This window comes from Haloplanus sp. (genome assembly GCF_028275055.1).
Classification (GTDB): Archaea; Halobacteriota; Halobacteria; order Halobacteriales; family Haloferacaceae; genus Haloplanus.
This window is the reverse complement of record NZ_JAQCNJ010000039.1, coordinates 67,492-90,113: the sequence shown is the minus strand read 5'-3', so window position 1 is coordinate 90,113 and position 22,622 is coordinate 67,492. Positions and strand designations below refer to the sequence as shown.

Annotated in this window: 17 protein-coding genes, 1 tRNA gene and 2 pseudogenes; 7 read left to right on the top strand and 13 right to left on the bottom strand. The window is 66.0% G+C overall.

All coding sequences use genetic code 11. The annotated features are described in order from the left end of the window. Window positions 1-27: 27 nt before the first annotated feature. The 3 genes from Q0925_RS05420 to Q0925_RS05410 all read right to left on the bottom strand — a co-directional run bounded on the left by Q0925_RS05420 (window position 28) and on the right by Q0925_RS05410 (window position 1,671). A tRNA-Pro gene (locus Q0925_RS05420) sits at window positions 28-100 on the bottom strand. A 387-nt stretch (window positions 101-487) separates the two neighbouring features. Continuing rightward, the gene (ubaA, locus tag Q0925_RS05415) at window positions 488-1,300 is read right to left on the bottom strand and encodes an SAMP-activating enzyme E1 (protein WP_299332555.1); all 813 of its coding nucleotides are present in this window, start codon (window positions 1,298-1,300) and stop codon (window positions 488-490) included. 170 nt (window positions 1,301-1,470) lie between these two features. Then, window positions 1,471-1,671, bottom strand: a complete 201-nt coding sequence (locus Q0925_RS05410; RefSeq protein WP_299332554.1) for a hypothetical protein — start codon at window positions 1,669-1,671, stop codon at window positions 1,471-1,473. Window positions 1,672-1,910: 239 nt separating this feature from the next. Between Q0925_RS05410 and Q0925_RS05405 the strand changes: the two genes are divergently transcribed. Further along, window positions 1,911-2,306, top strand: a complete 396-nt coding sequence (locus Q0925_RS05405; RefSeq protein WP_299332553.1) for a hypothetical protein — start codon at window positions 1,911-1,913, stop codon at window positions 2,304-2,306. A gap of 264 nt (window positions 2,307-2,570) precedes the next feature. Next, complete coding sequence (locus Q0925_RS05400) at window positions 2,571-6,497, top strand: PGF-CTERM sorting domain-containing protein (RefSeq protein ID WP_299332552.1); 3,927 nt, start codon at window positions 2,571-2,573, stop codon at window positions 6,495-6,497. A gap of 108 nt (window positions 6,498-6,605) precedes the next feature. On the opposite strand, the gene Q0925_RS05395 is transcribed toward Q0925_RS05400, so the two are convergent. From Q0925_RS05395 to Q0925_RS05385, 3 genes are all read right to left on the bottom strand, one after another. Continuing rightward, window positions 6,606-8,462 carry an aldehyde ferredoxin oxidoreductase family protein gene (locus Q0925_RS05395; RefSeq protein WP_299332550.1) on the bottom strand — a complete coding sequence of 619 codons (1,857 nt, stop codon included), beginning with the start codon at window positions 8,460-8,462 and terminating at the stop codon, window positions 6,606-6,608. 313 nt (window positions 8,463-8,775) lie between these two features. Next, window positions 8,776-9,366, bottom strand: coding sequence for a 50S ribosomal protein L15e (locus tag Q0925_RS05390; protein WP_299332549.1), 591 nt, complete (start codon window positions 9,364-9,366; stop codon window positions 8,776-8,778). A 129-nt stretch (window positions 9,367-9,495) separates the two neighbouring features. After that, the gene (locus Q0925_RS05385; RefSeq protein WP_299332548.1) at window positions 9,496-10,416 is read right to left on the bottom strand and encodes a serine/threonine-protein kinase RIO2; all 921 of its coding nucleotides are present in this window, start codon (window positions 10,414-10,416) and stop codon (window positions 9,496-9,498) included. 165 nt (window positions 10,417-10,581) lie between these two features. On the opposite strand from Q0925_RS05385, the gene Q0925_RS05380 reads away from it, so the two are divergent. Then, window positions 10,582-10,734 carry a hypothetical protein gene (locus Q0925_RS05380; protein ID WP_299332546.1) on the top strand — a complete coding sequence of 51 codons (153 nt, stop codon included), beginning with the start codon at window positions 10,582-10,584 and terminating at the stop codon, window positions 10,732-10,734. A gap of 131 nt (window positions 10,735-10,865) precedes the next feature. On the opposite strand, the gene Q0925_RS05375 is transcribed toward Q0925_RS05380, so the two are convergent. The 6 genes and pseudogenes from Q0925_RS05375 to Q0925_RS05350 form a co-directional block, all read right to left on the bottom strand. Continuing rightward, entirely contained in the window at window positions 10,866-11,864 is a 999-nt protein-coding gene (locus Q0925_RS05375) for a phosphate uptake regulator PhoU (protein ID WP_299332544.1), read from the bottom strand. Between the two features lies 1 nt (window position 11,865). Continuing rightward, window positions 11,866-12,540 (bottom strand): phosphate signaling complex protein PhoU, encoded by a 675-nt coding sequence (gene phoU, locus Q0925_RS05370; RefSeq protein ID WP_299332542.1) that lies wholly within the window; start codon window positions 12,538-12,540, stop codon window positions 11,866-11,868. Between the two features lie 3 nt (window positions 12,541-12,543). Next, the gene (gene pstB / locus Q0925_RS05365; protein WP_299332540.1) at window positions 12,544-13,473 is read right to left on the bottom strand and encodes a phosphate ABC transporter ATP-binding protein PstB; all 930 of its coding nucleotides are present in this window, start codon (window positions 13,471-13,473) and stop codon (window positions 12,544-12,546) included. Between the two features lie 2 nt (window positions 13,474-13,475). Next, entirely contained in the window at window positions 13,476-15,089 is a 1,614-nt protein-coding gene (gene pstA / locus Q0925_RS05360; RefSeq protein ID WP_299332538.1) for a phosphate ABC transporter permease PstA, read from the bottom strand. Continuing rightward, window positions 15,089-16,216: pseudogene (gene pstC, locus Q0925_RS05355) on the bottom strand (phosphate ABC transporter permease subunit PstC). The gene pstA and the pseudogene pstC overlap by 1 nt, the downstream one beginning before the upstream one ends. Before the next feature lie 93 nt (window positions 16,217-16,309). Further along, window positions 16,310-17,549 (bottom strand): annotated as a pseudogene (locus Q0925_RS05350) (PstS family phosphate ABC transporter substrate-binding protein). 157 nt (window positions 17,550-17,706) lie between these two features. Here Q0925_RS05350 and Q0925_RS05345 point away from each other — a divergent pair. Further along, window positions 17,707-18,687: a hypothetical protein gene (locus Q0925_RS05345; RefSeq protein ID WP_299332534.1), complete on the top strand. Its 981-nt coding sequence runs from the start codon at window positions 17,707-17,709 to the stop codon at window positions 18,685-18,687. Between the two features lie 353 nt (window positions 18,688-19,040). Next, window positions 19,041-19,874 (top strand): lipoate--protein ligase family protein, encoded by an 834-nt coding sequence (locus Q0925_RS05340; protein WP_299332533.1) that lies wholly within the window; start codon window positions 19,041-19,043, stop codon window positions 19,872-19,874. A gap of 24 nt (window positions 19,875-19,898) precedes the next feature. Here Q0925_RS05340 and Q0925_RS05335 read toward each other — a convergent pair whose 3' ends face one another. Beyond that, window positions 19,899-20,432 (bottom strand): redoxin domain-containing protein, encoded by a 534-nt coding sequence (locus Q0925_RS05335; RefSeq protein ID WP_299332531.1) that lies wholly within the window; start codon window positions 20,430-20,432, stop codon window positions 19,899-19,901. An 80-nt stretch (window positions 20,433-20,512) separates the two neighbouring features. On the opposite strand from Q0925_RS05335, the gene Q0925_RS05330 reads away from it, so the two are divergent. Both Q0925_RS05330 and Q0925_RS05325 read left to right on the top strand, forming a co-directional pair. Then, on the top strand, window positions 20,513-21,340 hold the full coding sequence (locus Q0925_RS05330; RefSeq protein WP_299332529.1) for a deoxyribonuclease IV: 828 nt from the start codon (window positions 20,513-20,515) through the stop codon (window positions 21,338-21,340). 40 nt (window positions 21,341-21,380) lie between these two features. After that, a complete protein-coding gene (locus Q0925_RS05325; protein ID WP_299332527.1) occupies window positions 21,381-22,619 on the top strand; it encodes an endonuclease/exonuclease/phosphatase family protein in 1,239 nt (412 codons plus the stop codon). Window positions 22,620-22,622 lie beyond the last annotated feature (3 nt).

The following is a 22,622-nucleotide window of genomic DNA, read 5'->3' as shown; positions in this document are numbered from 1 at the left end:
TCAGGGGCTGAATCCTTTATAACTGGATGGGACCGCCCGGATTCGAACCGGGGTCACGGGCACCCAAGGCCCGAAGTATACCAAGCTAACCCACGGTCCCACAGATACGAGTCCGCCTCGCGTCCGCTAAAGGATTTCGTTCGGCAGGGGTACGGCGGCGACTCGGCCTCGCACCCGGTGATCGGGTTCGCACCTCCGGTTTCGTCGAGAACAGGGCGTACGCTCCCGACCCGGCAACGTTGTCGATGGGATTCTCCGTCCCTTGGTCGTACACCTACAGAAGAGTGCCGCGGAGTTTCCGGTACGCGTCGGGGACGTTACCGTGTGTGAATCGGATCGTCCCGACATCGCGCTCAGCGCCGTCAACGAACTCCACGATCGGTTCCGCGTCGGTGTCGGCGATCTGATTATGACCGCGTGTCGCTGTCAGGCCAAAATAGGCAGTGTCGACAGTTCCGGACGGACGATGGACCGTGCGGACGTCGGCTTAGTCCGCGCCCACCGCACAGCTGTCGGTGTATTCGATATCGTCGATGGTTTCGATAGGGTCCTCGCCACACACCGGGCAGTCCGGATCCTCGGCGTAGGGCACCGTCTCGAAGCTCATATCCATCGCGTCGTAAAAGAGCAGCCGACCGACGAGTGGGTCACCGGCGTCGAGAAGGGTTTTCACGGCTTCGGTCGCTTGGATACAGCCGACGGTGCCGGGAAGCACGCCGAGCACGCCCGTCGTTGCACAGTCGGGGACGGTTCCCGGTTCGGGAGCTTCACGGAACAGACAACGGTAGCAGGGGCCGTCCGGATGGAGCGTCGTGACCTGTCCCTCGAACTTGTAGATAGCGCCGTGTGAGACGGGGATTCCAGCCAGACGGGCGGTGTCGTTGACCAGATAACGCGTCGGAAAGTTGTCGGAGGCGTCGACGACGACGTCGTTGCCCTCGACGATGTCGGCGTTCGTCCGGTCGAGGCGGGTCTCGTAGGTTTCGACGTCGACGTCAGGGTTGAGTGTCGCGACAAAGTCGCGCGCGCTCTCGACTTTGGGTCGTCCCACGTCCGCGTCGCCGTGGATCACCTGCCGTTGCAGGTTCGACCGCTCGACGACATCGTCGTCGACAACACCGATACGGCCGACGCCAGCAGCCGCGAGATACTGGATCACGGGCGCTCCCAACCCACCGGCGCCGACGACGAGTGCGCTCGAGTCGAGCAGTCGTTTCTGTCCCTCCGGCCCGACCTCGTCCATGATGATATGCCGGGAGTAGCGATCCAGTTGCGTGGCGTCGAGCGAGAGCCCACTCATACCGCCATCTCGGGGGCGGCACGAATAAATCCGTGTCGTCTAAGGAGGCCTCCGCATCGGTGACCCGAATCCCACGGTCGCGACCGGCGGCCTCTTGACCCCGGAGTGGGTGACCGGCCCGGTCGAAGCCGGCCTCGTCCTGACCGTCCCGGATCGATGGACGGTCGGCATTACGCAGCAGAACCGAACGCACCCTCCATCGCGGTGGACAGCGCACCGGCCCGCCGGAACCCGAAAAGAACGTCGTCGTATCGGTCGACCGCCTGCGGACCGATCGCCGTTGTGTTCGAGAAAACGAGATGTCTCGCGCGGGTTAATTCGGCGACTGCGGCGACACGGACGAGTAGCGTCTCGATCGGAACCCAGATCACGGTCCGTGCTTGATGAGTAGCGCGGGCGATCCCGCGAGGACCACCGGACTGGAACCGGTCGGACACGAGCGATAGCGATGGAGATCGGCACGAGACCGCTCTGGAGTCCTCGTTCACCCGTCATACGCGCCCACACTGCGGGGGCGGGCGTCGCCGGACGAACACCACCCGTCGAGGCCACTGTGTCCCGTATCGAGCGCCGGCGGTGCCCTCTTTACTCCCGCGGGCGAGTCGCGCCCATGGCCCTCCGCGATCGGCTCAGACCGTGGCACGCCCTGATGATCGTCGTGTTTGTCGCCGGTACGACCACGTACCTTTTAAACGCCGCGAGCATCACCGGCGGGACCGGGGTTCGCGCCGTCGCATCCGGCCTGTTCGCCCTCGTCGTCTTCCAGTTCACCGTCGGCAACGTCTGGGGGTACGCGGTCGAATACCACAATGCCGGCGGTAGGTGGACCGATCTCCCGTTTCTGACACCGTTCGTCACCGCGGCGGTGGCGGGTGTCGTCGTCGGCGTTTATGCCGGGAGCGTTCCCGCCGGGGCGTGGGCCACGTTCTGGGTGTTCGTTCTCGTTGCCGCCGTCGTCGCGGTGGGCGCATGGGTCGTTGCCGGCTACACCGAGGCGGAGATGTGAGTCGAAACCGACCGCACGTGTTCGTGTGATGACACGCCCGCGGCGACGCCGACCGGGTCGTGTTTCCATCGCAGGGGAGTCCGTGTGCGGACGAGCAAAGCGGTGGGACCGACGGGTGACGATACACACCGGTGGCTGCTACATCGTGGGTATATCACACGGCAGAACCCATAGCTTCGGTCATATCGGATCGTCGGCTACAGTGTTTTTCCAATGGGTGACGGAACGAAATGGTATGTTCTGTGTACTGCGTGTATACTGCTCGTGGGGGTCGTAGCCGCGGGTGGTTGGAGCGCAGTCGCGACGACGACCGGGATCGATCTGACGGCGGGGGCGACCGACGACGGGACACCCGTCGAGGGTGGTGCGGCCGATGGGCGGATCAGCGCTGAAACGGGTGATACCGACGTCCAGTTGTTTCTCGACCTCGATCGGAACGGAACGGTCGACGACGGGGGACCGACACTAACCGTCTCGGCGAGCGAACTGGGGACCGGGTCGTCCGTCTCGGCGTCGTTCGCCGGCCTGTCGGTGCCGACCGGCGTCGAGGACGGCAGCGTCGATATCGTCGCCGTCCAGCGGAGCGCGGCGCTCGCCGTCGGCGACACGGTGGCGGCGGACGCCAGCGCGACGACGAGCCTCGATGTCGCCTCAGACGGTCGATTGGTCGTCGACGCCGACTCCGGCGAGGGCGAGTACGGCACGATTCAGGCAGCGGTGGACAATGCGACGAGCGGCGACACAGTGGTCGTTCAACAAAGCGCCGCGGATTACAGCGCATTCTCTGGAAGTTCGGTCGATAATCTGACCGTCACCGCCGCATCAGGAGTCTCCCCGACGGTGGTCGCCGGTAGCACTCGGGTCGAAGTCGGACCGAACAGCACCGTCAGCGACCTCACGTTCGACCTCAACGGTCAGGTAATCTATCTTGGCGGTTCTGACAACGTGACGTTCAGGAACAACACGGTCAACATCTCCGGCAGTTCGAACTACGGAATCAGAGCAGAGGTGTCGACCGGTGTCAGGGTGACAAACAACACGTTCAATCAGTCGGCCGCCCCGGACGGGGGAGGCTACCCGCAGGCCATCCTACTCTCCGGAGCGCAGGCCACCGTCGCCAACAACACGCTCAACGGCCCACGGAAAACGCCGACTAACCCGGTATCCGCGCTGGGAACTACGATCGACGAGGAGGTCGGGTTCGGCGTATACGTCGTCACCAAAGGCGGGTCTCCGAAAGTAACGATCCGCAACAACACAATCAGCGGGTTCGGACAGGGCATCGCGCTGAACGAGAACGATCGGGAGTTCGGTGCGGTCACCATCACGCAAAACGACGTCTCGGGGACCGTCTTCGATCACGTGGTGTTCGCCGACACGACCGGAACGGACAACCTCGGCGGCGGCGGGAGCCTCAACGGCGAGTCGACGCTCGCGGCGGGACTGGTGAACGTGACCGAAACCAACAGCATCTCGACGACCGCACCCGCAGGGGTCGACGGCCGGCTGGTGGTTGACGCCGGACTCGGCGGCGAGTTCGACACGGTTCAGGCAGCGGTCGATGCGGCGACGAGCGGCGACACGGTACGTGTGCGAAACGGGACGTACACGGAGTCGGTCACGGTCGAGACGTCGAACGTCACGCTCACGGGGGTGAACGGTCCGACTGTCGTCGGCGACGGCGTGAACACCGGGAGCAAGCCCCACGCCGCGATTCACGTCAACGACGGGAGCGGTCCCGTTCGAAATATCACGGTCGAAGGCTTCACCGTGCGGAATCCGAGCGGGAAGCTCGGCATCTTCGCCGGGACGGGATCGACCAACTCGAACTCCGACGGAATCGGTGGACTCGTAATCCGGGACAACGTCGTACGGAACGTCTCGTCGCAGTCCACCGGTGGGTCGCTCACGGGCGGTCCCGCAGGGATCGGTATCCGTGGCGACTACGGCACCGCGGGCAACCCCGGAATCGAGATCAGGAACAACAGTATCTCGAACGTCCAATCGAGCGGGTACACCAACGCGGTCGGAATCACGCTCAAAAGCTTCACCGGCGATGCGGGGTTCGGCAAGGACAGCAGCGGGGCTGATGTGACCGACGGATCCAGCCCGCCGGCTACCGACACCGACATCGGCAACAACAGCATCTCGAATATCGACGGTGGCGACGATAGCCGGACGAAGGGCATCTCCGTCAGCGGCGAGTTCGAGGACGTGCTCGTCGAGGGCAACAGCGTCTCCGGGATCAGTGCGGCAGACGATGGAAGTGCCGGGAACGCTCTCGGCGTTACGTTCACCGAGAACGGCGGCTCGTACAGCAGCAACAAGTACGATATCGACGACGACGGTACCGGCGAGCGCATCGGCCCGCGGAACTTCGTCGTTCGGAACAACACGGTCAAGCGGGTTACCGCCGGATCGCCGGCTGGCGTGTTCGTCGGCGGGTACGAGGCCCTCGGCGACGACAACGTGATCGCCAACAACACGATCAACACGCCGGTGTCACGGTACAACGCCGACCAGCCCGGGTTCGACTTTGCGGACGCCGACGGGCTGACCGTCCGCGACAACGACCTCGCGGCGTCGCAGGTCGCCCTCGATCTCGACCGCATCGGGGCCGTCTCGGGGAACAGTCTCTCCGCGTCGACGCCGCCCGACGCGCGAATCGACGCCACTCGCGACCGTGCCGATATCGATCCGGCGGACGTTGCGCCGGTGAATACGCGGTTGCAGACGTTGCTGTCGACCAACGACCTCGCGACGACGGCGCCGGCGACGGTCACGAGCGTCTCGCTCGACAATCCGAGCGGACGGTCGCTGAACCTGAGCGTCACGACGACCGGCGACGTCTCCGGGTCCACGCTGTCCGTGGCGCTTGGCAACGCGACGACCGGCACCGGAAGCGACGTGACGGTCGGTGAGTTCACCGAGACGGCGAACGCCGACGGAACGGTCACTTACACCGCGTCGGTTGAGGCCGACGTTGCGTCAGGATCTGTGAAGGCGTACGAGGCCACCGTCACCGAGATAGACGGTAACGCCGACCCGGACGGCAAGCTACCGACATCTCGGAACAGAAAAGTGGCCGTATCGACGTTCGATGAGGGCACGACGACCGTCTCGACCGGATCGACAGCGGTGTCCGCGGCATCGATCGACCTCGACACCACCGCCGGTGGCACGGTGACCGTTTCGACGGTGCCCGACCTGCCCGATACGGGGGAACAGGGCCTTCCGGCGTTGCGGGGTGATGTCGGCGTCGTGGACGGCGACGACACCGTGGTCTCGGCGATCGAAATCGATCCGGGGTCGTCGCTCGCCGATACGGGCGCGTCGATTCGGTTCACCATCGACAAGGCGAGTGTCGGCGACCCCGCCGGACTCGTCGTCACGCGGTACAACGGCACGGGGCACGAGACACTCACGACGACCGTCGTTGAGTCAGCCGGCACGGACATCACACTCGAGGCACAGACACCGGGCTTTTCCTTGTTCACGATCGTCGAAACCGACGCCTCGGCGGCGGGGAGCGAGACGGGCGAGACGAGTGGGGGCCGAAGTACGGACGGGTCGATAGTGGTCGCAGAGTCGTCGGTGACCGAACGGCTCTATGAGGGTGAGATTCGCACTGTGACCGCCGAGTTCGAGACACCGGTGACCGGCACCGTCCGGATTCGGCCGGTTGATGGCCTCCCGGCCGGCACCCCGAGTCCGGACGGCCGCGTTCTCTCGGGGGTGATTATCGATCCGGCGGCGGACGTCGCAGACGACCCCGGACGGGTCCACGTGACACTCAACGCGGCGGCCGTCGCCGACCCGGAGGCCATCCAGATCGTGCGGTACGATGCGACCACCGGCCGTCTCGATACCCTAGCCACGACCGTTGTGGACGGTGGCGACGAGCGTGTGGGTTTCACCGCCGAGACGCCCGCGTTCTCGACGTTTGTGATCGTCGCAGACCGGCCCACGACCTCACCCACGGCCACGACGCCGACGCCCACACCGACCCCACCCGATCGGGAGTCGCCGACGTCTGTGCCGACCGACGGGACTGGCACGGTAACGACAACGGCGACCACAACCGAACCGGTCCGAGAAACGCCGCCGGCGACCGGAGGAGAGGCTCCGGGCTTCGGGATCGTCGTGGCACTGGCCGCGTTGGTCGCGACGTTCGCACTGAAACGTCGATAATGCAGGCGGCGCAAAGCTTTTAATGAGGATGAGCGGTCGGTGGCGGCTCCGGCACACGTTGTGTCGGGTTCCGTACCGAGGCGTGCAAGCCTCTGCGACCGTACCGGGTCAGTCTGCGAGTTCCGCCATGTCGAGGGCGTCGAGACGCTCCGTCGTTGGGACGCCGTCGTCGTCCCACCCGCGAAAGGCGTAGTACTCGTCGAGCATCGCGTCGAGTTCCTCGGGCGGGCAGTACATCCCCTCGGCCGGGCCGTCGGGGATGGGGTCGTGCATGACGCGGTGAGAAAGCGTGTCGGTCTCGCGGCGCGCGACCCCGCGTTCGACGTTGATGAGGCGTTCGAGGTTGTAGATCCGTTCGCCGATCCGTTCGACCTCGTCGGTCGAGAGGTCCCACCCCGTCGCGGCGTTGATCGCGTCGCGGTAGCGGCCGGTGACGCGCTTTCCCCACCCGGCCTCACTGACGAACCGACACTGCGTGAGCGAGTCGCCCAGCGCGGTGAAATGTTGGGTCCGGGCGGCAAACTCCGGCGTCCCCTCGGTCGTCTCGTCGTGTTCGCCGTCGTACTGGAGCGTCGGGCGGGTGTCGTGGTGGGAACCACCGCGGGTCGCGGTGGCGTAACCGATGCTCATCCCTTTCAGTCCGCAGGGCGAGTGGGCCGCAAACTCTAGTCCCTTGACCCCGTGGAGGTACCGGTCGGCCTCGTCGTCCAACTCGGCCGCCAGTCGGAACGACCCCGCCGCGAGGCGGTCACCGAACCCTTCGCGGTGGGCCGTCTGTCGGGCGAGTTCGACCAGTCCGTCGGCGTCGCCGAAGGCGAGGTGGGGGGAGTCGTCGTCGGACAGGAGCCCCTCGTCGTAACACTCGCGGGCGAAGGCGACGGTGACACCCCACGAGATGGTGTCCATGCCGAGGCGATCACAGCGGTCGTTTGCCTTGATCACCCGCTCGACGTCAAAGACGTCGGTCATCGTCGCAGTGGCGAAGAGACTCTCGAACTCCGGAATCTTCGCGTCGGTGACCCCGTCACCTTCGACGGTGACGTGTTTGCCACACGCCACCGCGCAGTTCGCACACGTCGTGTCCTCGGTGACGTACGCCTCCCGCAGGCGTTCGCCGCTGATGGTTTCGGCGTCCGCGTTGGGAGCCTGCTCGGCCCGGTTGTTCCGCCGGCCGAGTTTCCCCATTTCGTTGATCGGGTTGACCAGCCCGCTCGTGCCGTACTCTTGAAGCATCTCCGTCTCGGCCATCAACGGCCCCATCCGTCCGCCAGCAAGACTCCGGAGGTCGGCGTCAGCGGGGTCGGGCCGAAACTCACCCTCCTCTACTGCAACCGCCTTGACGTTTTTCGACCCTAACACCGCGCCCGCGCCGCCGCGGCCGGCGACGCCCTCGCGCATCTCGGAATCGTGGAGGAGGCAGGCAAAGCGAACCAGGTTCTCGCCGGCCGGTCCGGCGGCGATGGCGTGGACGTTCTCGTCGTCGTCGCCTTCGGCCACCCGAGACCGAACCGTCGCGCACGTCTCGTATGTGTCCAACCCGGCGAGGTCGACCGCGGGGACCACCTCGGCGCCGTTCTCGTCGACGTGGACGTACGAGAGGTCGTCGGCCGACCCGTGGAGAACAACCGCCTCGAATCCCGTCGTCTTCTGGGCGCGGGGGAACGTGCCGCCGAACGTGCTGTCGAAAAAACTGTTCGTCTGCGGGTTGATAAAGCCGACGACGCCACGGCTCGTCGACTGGAAGGGGGTACCGTTCATCGGGCCGACGGTAAAGGCGAGAACGTTCTCGGGGTCGAACGGATCGGCGTCGACGGGCACGTGTTCGTGAACCGCCTTCGCCGCGAAGCCGTTACCGCCGAGAAACCGCCGGGCGTCCGCGGGATCGATCGTCTGGATGTCGCTTTCGCCCTCGTCGAGGTGGACGTGGAGGATCCGCCCGCCGTACACCGGTGGAAGGTCAGACACGGTACGCGTCCCCCACGCTCCGTCCGGTCTCGATGGTCGTATGTAGCATGAGAGCGTGTCACCGCTCCGATCACAAAGGGTTTGTTGGTGGTTTCGTGTGGAACGGAAAGTGAACACCGTGCAGCGGTCCGTCCGGTGCGGGCGGACGTGTCACGGATTCGGCACACGGCGGTGTGGTGTGTCGTCGTCGCGGTCACCGCGTATCGGAGGGCTGGTGTCGACGACCCGCGTTCCGTATCGTGATATACAGTGTATCGATGCGCGACCGACCGGGCGAGCATCGGTCGGCGCGAACGAAAGGCGAGAAGAACCGTTACTTGCCGCGACGCCGGTCGCCGCCGATGCTGGGTCGGGTGTGTTCCGTCCCTTTGCCGCGCTTGCGCTGACCACGGCCCTTCTGGCCGGCGCTCGTCTGCCCGCGGAACGCCCGGCCGTTGTGTGAGTCGTCACAGATCCAGTTCAGGTCGTCGTCGGCCTGAATCGCCGGGTGGTGAGGGTCGACGAGGACCACCTCATGCCACTTCTGGGAGCCGTCTTCACCGACCCAGTATGAGTTGAGCACGCGGAGGTTGGGGTATTTCCGTGCGGTCCGTTCCTCGGCGATGCGCTGGATGCTCTTGCGACGGCCGATCCGGTTGACGCCCTGTCGTTTCGAGCGGCGGCCGGCCTTGAACCGTCGCTTTCGCGCCCCGCCCTTGCGAACGGACGTGCGAGCCACGACGATGCCTTGCTTGGCTTTGTAACCGAGGTTTCGGGCCTTGTCGAGGCGGGTGGGGCGTTCGATACGTTCGATAGCGCCCTGATCGCGCCACTCCTGTTTGCGTTGCCACTGCAGTTCGGCGAGGGCCCCATCGTCGGGGTCCTGCCACGCCTCTCGAATGTGTGAGTAGAAGCTTCGTGCCATGGGTTGTCCACGGGCGCTTGCGATTCGACCGCGCCGGCGACGCCGGCGGGTCACATGTCGTCCCGACGAGTCGGGCGCCCGCTGGGGCCCGTCGACCAGCGAGTTGTCTGTCGTATTCCGCGCCGGGGGTTAAGAACTTCGACTCGTCGCGAACGCTCGAACCGTCTCGAACCCGCCGTTTGCGATGGCGTCGGCGACGGCGGCCGTGTCCACCTCGGGGACGACGGCGGGATACTTGCGGGCAAAAAAGCCCACCAGATTGTCGACATCGCGTTCGAGCAGTTCCGCGGCGTTCTCGTGGGTCGTCGGCACCGACTGGGGCCAGTCGAAGATGGTGACCCCCGACTCCGAGACGGCGACGTTGTGTTCGCTGAGGTCGGCATGAACCAGTCCGGCATCGTACGCATCCGCCACCTCCCGAAGTGTCAGGTCGACAACCGGGAGAACGCCGTCGTCGTCGAGTTTCGACCGGGCGAGTTCGACGCCGTCGAACTTCGTCATCAGAACGGCGTGACGGTTGTGGTCGATGGGTTGTGGCACCGATACGTCGGGATAGAGTGTCTCGAGGGCGTCGTGTTCGGCCTCGGCGGCCTTGCGCGCGGTGTAGAGCCACGAGACGTGGTGGTGGTCGGCGGTGTACTCCCGTTCGCGGTTGACCTCCCGGAAGTTGGTGTACCCTTCGCGGTGGAACTTCAGTGCCAGCGGGCGATATGACCGGACCTCGTACACGTCGCTTTCCTTTCCCACGCCGAGCGACGAACCCATCCCCTCGACGGTGTCGCGTTCGGCGAAGGTGTGGAGCGCGAGAACGTCGTACCCCTCGAAGGAGAGTTGGTACCCCTCGTACTGGATCGTCCGACGCTCGATCAGGTCGCGTTTCATACACCGGTCCAGCCGGTACTCCACCTCCTCGGCCGTCAGCCCCGCGTAGTCGGGGAGTTTCCCCCGGTTGACCCACTCGCTGAACCGCATCCCCTGCTCGACACCCGAGAGGAGATAGATGTCCTCGGGTTCGAGTTCGGCGACCACGCCGGCGACGTTTTCGACCATACCCCGGTTCCGCGCGCAAGGGACAAAAGCCCCCCGCGTCGACAGAGTAAACCACATGTCGCGATACGAAATCCGCCGGCACGGCGTCACATCACAACCGATATACCGACCGGCCGGGGAGAGCTGGTATGACCAGAGACGCCGAACGCACGGAGAACCGGTAGTATGCCGTGGGGAGTTACCACGGAGTTCACCGAGGAGAAAGGGCCGGAAGTGGAGATAGACGAGGAGCAAAAAGAGCGGGTCGACCGTGGCGAGAAGGGAACGGAGACGACAAAGGAGTTCGACGTCGACGAGGCGCTCTCGAATCTGGACTGACCCGGGGCCGACGGTAACACGATCAGGGTTGTGCCGGCCACGGGCTTCATCGAAAACGGGTGGGGTCCACCCCGCTGTCTAAAAGTCACACGCCCGAAGGTCGTCATGACACGGTCGGCGCCGCCGCGAGGCTACCGGTCGGGGCGGGCGCTCGACCGGAGCGCGGCCGTGGCGATGGTCCCCCCACACTCCGCGGTTCGGGCGAGCGTCGAGACCACCCGCGAGAGAACGTACCCGGCAGGGGGAGAACGCTCCATCAAGACCGTATCCAGCGTGTCGAGGTCGTCGAACACCCGATCACGCCGGTTCAGCACCTCGTGGGCCTCGTCACACGACCCATCCAAGAGAGCCGCCGTCGCCGTCTTGACGACGGCGCGCGACGCGTCCGCGAGCCCGGTTATCTCGTCGAGAACGTCCGCTGGCGGCGTGTCGTCGACGCGGCCGGCGAGCGAGCCGATCCGGACGGCGTGATCCGCGACCCGTTCGAGTTCGCGGGCCGTGAGGTAGTGGTCGAACAACGACGTCCGGGGGACGTCGAGGCGGTCGACCTCGCCGAAATCGACGAGCGAGCGGTTGAGGTGGCGGGTCACCGCGCCCAGCAATCTGTCCGCGCCGTCGTCGCGGCGGTCGAGGTCGACCGCATCGCCGTCGGGGAACGCGTCGACCGCGGTCCGGTGCATCGAGAGCGCGGTGAACCGGAGTTGGGTCACCGACTGCTGGATCGAGAGCTCGGAGGCGTCGAGCAGGCTCTCGACGGTGACGCGATCGGAACCTTCCTCGACGACCGACAACCCGAGCGTCGACTCCGTCAGCCGTCGAATGAGGCGGTAGTCGTCGCCGTCGAACGCCTCGGTGTCGGGGGCCACGAGCGTGACGACGTCGTACCCGACGGCGTATGCGGCATAGAGCGTGCGCCGGATCGTGTCGGCATCGACCCGAGAAAGTCGGAGTCGCGTCGAGGCGAGCGGTCCACCGTCCTGCCGGTCGCTCCGGACGATCAGCGAGCCGTCCGCGTGAGGGTAGAGGTGGATCGACATTCCGGCTTCGAGGTGGTGGTCGGTCGCCCACTCCTTGGGGAGGGACACCGAGTACGTCGACCCACCGACCTTCTGGAGTTTTCGGGTTTCCATCTCAGACGAGTTCCGGGTCGCTTTCGATCATGTACAGGGTGCGGGCGGCGACGTTGACCGCGTGATCCCCGACGCGTTCCAGATCACGGACGATGAGTAGGAGCCGCGAGACGTCGTCCAGTAGCCGTTCGACCGTCCAAGCGTCGTCACCGCCCGCCTCGCCCTCGATGAGTTCCCGAACGACCCGCTCGCTCGACCGCTGACACAGGGAGTCGAGTTCGTCGTCGCGGGCCGCCACCTCACGACACAGCGCCGCGTCGTCGGTGCGGTAGGCGGTCATCGCGTCGTCGAACATCTCGCCGGCGAGGTCGCCAATCGTCGAGAGATCGACCTGCTCGAAGCGTTGTCGGTCCGCCTCGAGGGTGTACTGTGCGAGGTTGACCGCGAGGTCGGCAACGCGTTCGAGGTCGGTGAGGATCTTGAACGAGGCGACGACGACACGCAGGTCGCCCGCGACGGGTTGTTGTTGGGCGATCAGTTGGATGCACGTCGACTCCAACTCAAGATACCGGCGGTCGACCGCGTCGTCGCCCTCGATCACCGCCCGAGCGGCCGCCTCGTCGACGGTCTGTAAGGCGGTCAGCGCGCGGTCGAGTCGGTCGGCGACGAGGTCGCCCATCGACAGTACCTCGGCGCGCAGGTCGGCAAGCGATTGCTGAAAGTCGTCCCGGGGCATGGATCACCCGAACTTCCCGGTGATGTAGTCCTCGACGCGCTGGCTTTCTGGGTTCTCGAAGATCTTGTCCGTCTCGTCGTACTCGACGAGTTCCCCGCCGGTGAGAAAGACGGCGGTCTGGTCCGAGATTCGCGCGGCCTGTTGCATATTGTGGGTGACGATGACGACCGTGTACTCCTCGGAAAGGTCGTCGATCAGGTCCTCGATTTTCGCGGTGGCGATGGGGTCAAGCGCCGACGCGGGTTCGTCCATCAGGATGACCTCGGGATCGACGGACAGACACCGGGCGATACAGAGCCGTTGTTGCTGGCCGCCCGAGAGGCCGAGGGCGTTGTCGTCGAGTCGGTCGTGCACCTCGTCCCAGAGCGCGGCCTGTTTGAGCGCCCGTTCGACGAGTTTGCGTTCCGCGTCACTGTCGTCGCGGCCGAGCAGTCGGGCCAGCAACCCGGTGTCGATGTCGCCGTGTTTTCGCGGGCCGTAGGAGATGTTGTCCCGGATCGACTTCGGGAACGGGTTCGGCGACTGAAACACCATACCGACCCGCTTGCGGAGTTCCACCAGATTGATTCCGTCCTGATAGATCTCTTTCCCGTCGAATTGGACCGACCCATCGACGCGGGCGGCGCTGATCCGGTCATTCATTCGGTTGAGACAACGGAGATACGTCGACTTGCCACATCCCGAGGGGCCGATGAGCGCGGTGACGCTCTCCTCGGGAATCTCCATCGAGACCCCTTTCAGGGCGTGGTCATCGCCGTAGTACACGTCGAGGTCCTCGGCGACCATCTTCGCGTTTCCCCGAAAGTCGTACTCGGTCCACTCCGCTCTGGCTTCTTCGACCGTCTCGCCGCTGGTGGTTTCGAGGGGCTGATCGTTGCCCGTCGTCTCGGTCCGTGTCCGGTTTTGAGTTTGGGTCTGTTGTGAATCGCTCATCGTTATTCGTGCCTGAGCCGTTGTCGGAAGTAGTATCGCGCGCCGATGCCGATCGCATAGAACGAGAGAACGACGACGAGTAAGACGAGCGCCGTTGCCCACCGGAACCCGTCGGGGTCTGCGACGTTGCTCCCCAAGCCGACGCCAGCGGTGATGAGGGCGTACAACTGGTAGGGGAGTGCGGATGTCGCCTGCAGAAGTTCGGGGTTGGCCACAAACGGCGGCGTGCCGGTGAACTCGAAGCCGCCGATAACGTTGACCGTCTGTCCCCCGGGAACGAACGTCCCGCCCGCCATCGTCAACAGAATGGGCGCCGTCTCGCCCGCAATCCGACCGACACCGAGGATGACACCCGTCATGACGCCCGGAAGCGCGGCCGGGAGGACGACACTCCGGATCGTCTGCCACTTCGACACACCGAGGGCCGCGCTCGCGTCGCGGTACTCGTCGGGCACCGAGAGCATCGCTTCCCGACTCGTGATGAGCACCAGCGGAAGCAACATGAACCCGAGCGTGAGCATTCCGGCCAGCAACGACTTCTGGTTGCCAAATCGCGGGATGAGAAAGGCGAACCCGAACAGCCCAAAAACGATGCTGGGCGTGCTCCAGAGGCCGTTGGTCGCCACCTCAACGGCCTGGGTGAACCGGCCACGTTCTGCGTACTCGGTGAGAAAGACGGCCGCGCCGACACCCAGTGGCACCGCGAACAACACCGCGCCGACGACCAGCCAGACCGTTCCCACGATCGCCGGAAGAACCCCTTGGAAGTCGTTCAACAACGCAACGCCGTTCATAACCAGAGGGACAGACACCGGGAGTTCGAACAAGCCGAACACCTGCGGGCCGACACCGGGACCGACCTCGACGCCGGTGAGTAGCCCGGGCAGCCCTTTGACGACGACGAACACGATGAGGATGAACAGAAAGGCAACGATGGACAACGCGTTGAGGTAGACGAGAACGTACGCACCCATGTGCCTGCCGCGTGCGCCGAATCGACCGTATGCCTTCGCGGCGGCCCAGCCTCCGTAGAGGGCACAGAACAGCGTCGCGACCGGGACGAGAAATTCGGCCGTGACCGAGGCCTGCTGCTCCCAGTCGAGATTCCAGATCCACTCCGGACCGATCGTCCCGGTGATGAAGACAGCACCGACGAACGCGAGCAGAGCGCCGAGTGGAACCGTCGACCCCACGTCCTCGCGTGGAACGGCGGTCCCGGCGAACGCCACGCCGCCGACGAGGAGGCCCCCGATGACACCGGCGCCGGTACCGAGCCCGAGCGTCTGGGAGACGACGCCGCCCCCGATAACGAACCACGGCACCGCCGCGCCAAAGCCCGCGATCAGGCCGGCGCTCGCGTCGGGGTCGGTCTCGACGTAGCCGAGCCACGAACCGAGACCGAAAAGGGACACGGCGACCCCGAGGCCGATCAACAGCCCCCCGAGCAGCGTCACCGTCGGGAGGCCGGCGACGGTGCCGGTGAGACTCACCCACTCGAACAACGCCCCCACGGCGAGTGCGAACAGGATCGCCGAGAGGCCCACCGTTACGCCGGCGACCGCGTCGGTCGTCGTCGTCTCGCCCTCGATGAGCCGCGACCGGGTCGCGCCCGCCATCAGGCCTCACCTCCGAGTTTGCTCCGCATCCGCCACTCGATGTACTGCGCACCGATCGAGATGGCCAGCACGGTAATAAAGAGGATCACGCCGGCGACAAAGAGGGCGTCCATCTGGAGGCCGTCCGCCTCGCCGTAGTTGCGTGCGATGAGCGACGTGAGCGTCTCCATACCGTAGAAGACGTTCACCAGCGGTTCGGTGAGGCGTGGAACGCCACGGAGCATGACCGTTGCGGCCATCGTCTCGCCGATGGCGCGTCCGACACCGAGAAGAACCGCGGCGGAGACACCCGAGAACGCCGCGGGGAGGGTGATCGAGGTCATCGTCTGCCAGTCGGTCGTCCCGACGGCGAGCGAGCCGCTTTTCATCGACTCGGGCACGCTACTGAGGGCGTCCTCGGCGACGGAGACGACCGTCGGGAGCGCCATCAACCCGACGACGATGCCGACAAAGAGGTAACTCCCCTAGCCGGTGGTCTGGAACTGGTCCGACGCCCACGGGCTGAGGATGGTGAAGCCAATAAACCCGTAGACGATGGAGGGAATGCCGGCGAGGATTTCGATGCCCGGCTTCACAAACTCCCGGACCACATCGGGCGCGATCTCCGAGAGAAAGAGTGCGGCGGCGACGCCAAGCGGTCCGGCGACCGCCGTCGCGACGACCGTCACCATCACCGTCCCGTGGATCATCGGCACCATCGAGTACCGGATCGGCGGCGACACCGCGTCCCAGTCCGACTCGATGAACAGCCGAAGCCCCGGCACGCTCACGCCGAACACGGTCGCGCTCTCGTAGTAAAGGACCGGGATCGCTTCCCGGAAGATGAACACGACGATCAGCCCGAGGATCAACAACGTCGAGACGGTCATCGTCAGCGTCAACACCAGCGCCGTCTCCTCTTGATGATTCACCCAGCCATACCCCGTCGCCACGGCGAAGGCGGCAAAGGGCAGGACCGTCAGGTTCGACACCGCCAGAAAGCCGACGAAGGCCGTCAGCAGGGAGAGGGCGATGATCGTGACGACGACCAGCGCCGCCGGTTCGGTCTCGTCGACGAAATCGCGAACCCGCTGGACCTGCCGTTCGGTGGCTGCGGTCAGTCGGTCGCTACGTGTTGCCGATGTCATGTCGTGTGTGTGAAATTATTGGTCCGAGGGGTGTCATAGAATCGGACAGTGGGTGGTCGCTGACGGCGAGACGATCCGGACGGTGGGGCCGGATCAGGGCATGACGAGGTCTCCGGTGGCGAGCGGCGACACCTGTTCTTTCATCGACTGCAGGTCGCTTGTCGGCAGCGGAATGTAGTTGTTCCCCTCGACAAAGACGGTCTGGCCGAACTCGTTGAGGAACATGTTGATGAAGGCGGCCTCGCGGGCGTCGTACCCCCCGCTGTCGGGGTTTGAGTCCTCGATCAACGTGTACATATGGAGGTCCCGGTTGAGCGGGTAGTCGCTGTCGAAGATGGTGTTTTCCGCGTCGCGGTCCGGCTCGTAGAGCGTTCCCTCGAGGTCGATAGCGATCGGCGTGACCGTGTCGCTGGTGAACGCAAGCGCCATGTACGCGATAGCGCCCTCGTTCTGGGAGACAGCCTGTGCGACCTGCTGGTTCTGCCCGAAGCGAGTGTCGACGCCCGGCATCGCCGCGTCGGCGCCACCTAGCATGTTCAGGCGGAACGAGGTGTCCGTTCCGGAGCCCTCGGCGCGGCCAACAGCGTAGATCTCTTGATCGTAATCGATCCCCTCGATCTGGTTCCAGTTGGTGATCTCGTCCTGGTAGATGCCGCGGACCTGCTCACCGGTCAGTTGGGTGACGCCGGCGTCGACGACATCCGAACTGACGACGACCGGCTGGCCGTCGCGGCCGACGACGTTGTCGACGACCGTGTTCTGGGCCTCCTCCTCGCTCCAGCCGAGTTCGGCCGTGATCGGACCCGACGAGTTACCGATATCGACCAGTCCCTCCGCGACGGCCTCACAGCCGGTCCCCGAGTGGCTCAGACCGACCGTCGTCGGGAACGGTGGGCTGGAACGCTGCTCGGTCGGCTCGAACCCGAACTTCGAGGCGAAGTAGTCCGCGATGGGCATGTCCGGCTCGCCGAGTTCGCTCCACCCGGGGACGGTACTCTCCGAGTTCGATCCCCAGTACTCGCCGTCACTCGGCGGTGCGTTGGAGTTCCAGTAGGAACTGCCCGTGTTCGAAATGGGGTAGACGGTTGAGGAGCCCTCGGCGTTGAGCAGCGCGGTGTTCAGACCGCCGCCATCGCCGTCCATGTCGGACTCGTCGTCGCTCGCGGTGGTCGGAGCCGCCGTCACCGCCGTCGTCGCCGTCTCCCCCACCGCCCTCGCCGCCGCCGGACTGCCCGCCACAACCGGCCAAGCCAGCGATGCCGGCGGCGCCAGTCGCTGTAATGAACCCCCGCCGTGAAAATCGATCGTGCTGATCTCCGGTGTTCTCAGACATCATCCGAAATTCGCAGTGTTCCGGTAAAGATGGTTTATATAAGCGGTAGTTGGCACTACCGAGCACCGGTGGGTGAACATACTAGTATATATGAGAAAATAGTGCTATGTGTCGCTGAGACGGAAATTATAACGACGCGTCGGCAAAAGCATGACCCGTGACCGACCACGACGACTCGCTCGACGGGCTATCACTGGACGAGGCCGTGGACGCCGTCGTCGACCGAACCGGCGACGACCCGGACACGGTTCGGGCAGCGTTGAAGCGGGTGACCGAGGAGGGAGCGGTTCACCACGAGGCGGTCGACGACGCGCTCGCCCACGTCTCGAAGGTGGTGTCCACCCCCGAAACCAGGGTAGAGAACGCCGGGATGTTGATCGATGACGCTCGCGAGGCCGCCGCCGCGGTCGATCATCTCGACGGTGTCGGCGAGCGTCTCGACGATTTCGAGAAGCGGTACGCGGCGGTCGCATCCCGCGTCGACGACCTCGGCGATCAGCTCCAGTCGGTTGTCGACCTCGCGAGCGACCCCAACACCATCTACGAGGCGGCCGCCGAGATCCGTCGGCTCACTGCCGCGGCCAACTCGGCTCAGCACACGGCCGACAAACTCGGCGTCGACGCCGAGGAGTTCGAGGCGTGGGTCAGAACCCCCGACCGCCGGCTAGAAGCCCTCGGTGACGACGCCGACGCGGTGGCGGGCTTCATCGACGACGTGGCGGAGACCCTCGACGCACTCGCGGCCGGCGACGTGGATGCGGATACCGACCCTGCAGCCGTCGGGTTCGACGCCGTCCTCAGGCATCGCGTGGCCCGCCTTCTGGTTGAGGACCTCCGTGCCGACATCGACGACCTCCGGGCGTGGCCCGATCCTGGCCCGGACGACGCCCACGGCGCGGTTGACGCCGAGAGCCTCGCCGTTCTCGACGACCGCCTTGCGAGTCTCGAGGATCGATGGCGGTCGATCGACGACCGATTCAACGGGGAACTGGCGATCGAGTGGCGGGACCGCTACGGCGGCCGGTTGGCCGACTTCGAGGTCGCACTCGACGACCACGTCCCGCCGGTCGACTGGCGGGCGGTCGAGTCACTGCTCGGCGAGTACCGCCCGGAGACCGAGCACGCGGAGTCGGCCTGATCGGGGCCGGCGACACGATCAGCCACCGACCGACCGATCGGGCGGGTCGGTCGGGTGACTCGCCGACGGAGAACACCATCACCGAATCATAGACCGCCGCGTGGGTGGTGCCATAGTCCGCATCACTCACCCTCCGGCGGCCGTCGTAGCCGAAGGTGTGGACGGTGGTGTCGCCGGCGCTGGCACCGATACCCGACGGTATCAAAGGGCGTGAATCGGTGGCGACCACGACGTTACCCTCGACGCCATCGTGTCGACGACGTAGGTGTGGGTGACGGACCCGCGGCGGTCGAGGCCGTAACGCTCCGGGACGGCCACGAAACCCATTTGTCGGCGGGCCCCGACCTCCGCGCATGGACGCGAGTGCCGGACCGTACGCCGACCGGGAGTGGCGGCTGATCCGCGAGGAGGCGCGGTCGGGCCCGATGAACATGGCCCTCGACGAGATCGCCGCGGAGACGGCCGCCGCGGGTGGGCCTCGGACCGTCCGCGTCTACCGCTGGGAGCCGTCGACGCTCTCGCTGGGCTACCGGCAGGCTCCCGACACCGTCGACTGGGACTACTGCGACCGCGAGGGGATCGACGTCACGCGGCGACAAACCGGCGGCGGCGGCATCTACCACGACACGACGGGGGACATCTCCTATACCATCGTCGCGCCCGACGACGAACTCCCGGGCGACCTCGTGGAGTCGTACCGGCAGCTCTGTGCCCCGATCATGGACGCTTTCGACCGCCTCGGTGTCCCGGCGCGGTTCGCCGAATCGGGGCGGCCGGCGTGTCACCCGCCGGCCTGTTACCTCCGCGAACTCCACCCCGCACACGACGTTGTCGTGGCCGGGGCAGACGGTGCGACGCCACGGAAGGTGAGCGGGAACGCCCAGCACCGCCGGACGGACGCGGTTGTGCAACACGGATCGATCACGTACTCGGTCCGTCCCGACCGGCATCTGTCCGTGTTCGCCGAGGACGATATCGACGCCGCGACGTTCCGTGACCGCGTGACCGGAATCTGCGAACACACGGACGCGAGCCGCGACGACGCCGTCGCCGCCGTCGAGGCGGCGCTTGCGACGTGGGCCAACGCCGATCCGGGCAGGTGGAGCGAGACCGAACTCGCGCGGGCGAGAGAGCGGGCCGAGAAAAAGTACCGGAGCGTCGGGTGGACGAGGCGTCGGCCACGCTGACCCCGGGGGCTCGGTCACGCCGGGTCAGAACCCGAACGTCTGGGGTTCACCGACGTCGAGTCGTTCGGTGATCGCGTCGTGAATTTCGTCGACCGGCGGGGTGTCACGCGTGGGGTCGAGCCAGTGGTCGCCGACCCAGCGGTACCGGACGGTCAGTTCCTGATCGATGAGAAAGCAGGAACGGCGCGACCGCTTCGAGACGCCGAGCGCGCGGTACGTGACGCCGAAGGCGTCCGAAACCCGGAGGTCGGAGTCCGAGTAGAGCGGAAACTTCAGTCCGAGGTAATTGATAAACCGGTGGTGGAGGCCGGGACTCGATTTGCTACAGCCGACGACTTTGACGTGTTCGCCGCTGGAGAACCAGTCGAAGTCGCGAAACGAACACCACTCGTCGATGCAGTCGGGGCTGAAATCGACCGTATAGAAGCTGAGCAACACCGGGCGGTCCGCGACGAGTGTGCCGAGCGAAACCTCCTCGTCGGTACCGTCGGGTCTGACGAGCGTGGCGGCCACGTCAGCGACCGTGTCGCCGACCTCGATCGGGCTGTCCCTGTCCATGGACACCCGTCGGCCGGAGACGACAAAACCGTTCCCACCGGAGTCGAAGCCCCTTTGCTCGCTCGCCCCGATCGGTCGGTATGCGAGTCGGAGCACACGTATCCGTCGCCGGCGGCGTCGACAACGCGGTGGACAACCAACGCGAGGTCGGCGGCAACTGTGGACAGATATTCACCCACTCGCCGCAGGTCTGGCAGGAGCCGGATGTCGACGACGACGAGGCAACCGCCTTCCGTGAAGGGACCGCCACGCATCTTGACGGGCCGTGGGTGATCCACTCCTCCTATTTGGTCAACCTTTGTACTCCCAAGGAGGATCTCCGCCAGAAGTCCATCGACAGCATGCAACGCGAGGTCGACGCCGCCGAGCAACTGGGTATCGAGTACGTGAACGTCCACCTCGGCGCACACACGGGCGCAGGGGTGGAGGGCGGCCTCGACAACGCCGCGAGCGCCCTCGACGAACTCGATGTTCCCGCGGACGTGACCGTTCTCGTCGAAAGCGATGCGGGAGGCGGGACGAAACTGGGCGGTGACTTCGCCCATCTCGCGGCGGTGCTCGACGAATCGAGCCACGACCTGGGCGTCTGTCTCGACACGGCCCACGCGTTCGCGGCCGGCTACGACCTCTCGACGCCGGAGGGCGTCGGCGGGGTCGTCGCCGAGTTCAACGATACGGTCGGGCTAGAGGCCCTCCGCTGCGTCCATCTCAACGATTCCAAACACGCCTGCGGGACGAACAAGGACGAACACGCCCACCTCGGCGAAGGCGAGATCGGCGTCGACGGGATGCGCCGGATCGTCAACCATCCGGACCTGCGGGACCTGCCTTTCGTGTTGGAGACACCGACGGAGAACGGCAGGGGGTTCGCTTGGAACATCGACCGCGTCCACGAACTACGGGAGTGAGTACGGTGATTTCGATCCGACCTCATCTCGCGGACGGCGGATGAGACGCGCAACCAGACGCGGCGTTCTCGCCGGCATCGGCGGGGCTGCCGGACTGGCGGCCGTCGGGAGCGAACGCGGGCGGGCGCAGGATCGCCGGGGCGTCACCGTCGCCACGCGAAACTGCTATCTCGGCGGCGATCTGTTCGATCTGTTCGCGGCGGCGGCTGGTGACGAGACGATCCGGTCGGCGGTGACGGATCTCGTCGCGGCCGTCGACCGGAGTCGCGTGGGTCGACGCCTCGACGCCGTCGCCGGCGAACTCGGGCGGACCGAACCGGCTCTGGTGGGGATACAGGAGGCTGCCCTGATCCGAACCGGGCCACCGGACGACGGAACGACGCCGACGGCGACGGACGTGCGGTACGACTTCCGGGAGCGACTGCTGTCGGCGCTCGACGCGCGCAACCTCCCTTACCGCGTCGTCGCTGCGACCGAAACCGCCGACGTCGAGTTGCCGGCGACGGTCGACGGCGAGTCTCGGGACGTGCGTCTGACCGACCGCGACCTGGTGCTCGCACACGACCGGGTCGCGGTCGACGGAACGACGACCGGCACCTTCGACGCCGGCTTCTCGCTGTCGGAGGGCGACCGGACGGTCACTGTCGACCGAGGGTACGAGGTCGTTGCGGCGTCGGTCGACGGCCGCGCGGTCACGTTCTGCAACACCCACCTCGAATCGGCGTCGGCTGAGGTGCGGGTAGCGCAGGCGACGGAGTTACGGGACCGCCTTCTCGACCGTCCCGATCCGGTCGTTCTCGTCGGCGACTGCAACAGCGGTCCCGGCGGGTCGACGGCGGCGTACGACCGCCTCACCACGGCCTTCGACGACGCCGCCGGTAGCGCCGGGGTCGGAGCGACGTGTTGTCACGCGGCGGACCTGCGGAACGCCACCCCGTCGCTGGAGTCGCGGATCGACCACGTCCTCGTCCGCGGCGAATTGGGGGCGGTCGAGGCGACGCGGGTCGGTGCCGAGCCGACCGACCGGATCGAGGTCGGCGGGGAACGGCTCTGGCCCTCGGATCACGCAGGCGTGGTCGCGACGCTCGTCCCGACCGAGACGCCGACGCCGGCGTCGACATCGACGGCCACCGAGACCGAGACCGAGACTGAGACCGGGACACCGACCGCCACAGAGACCGAGGCCGACGCCGACGGGTTCGGCGCCGCGGCCGCCGCCGTCGCACTCGCCGCGTCCGTCGGGGCCGCGGTGGCCACACGTCGGGGCGACGACGACTGACTT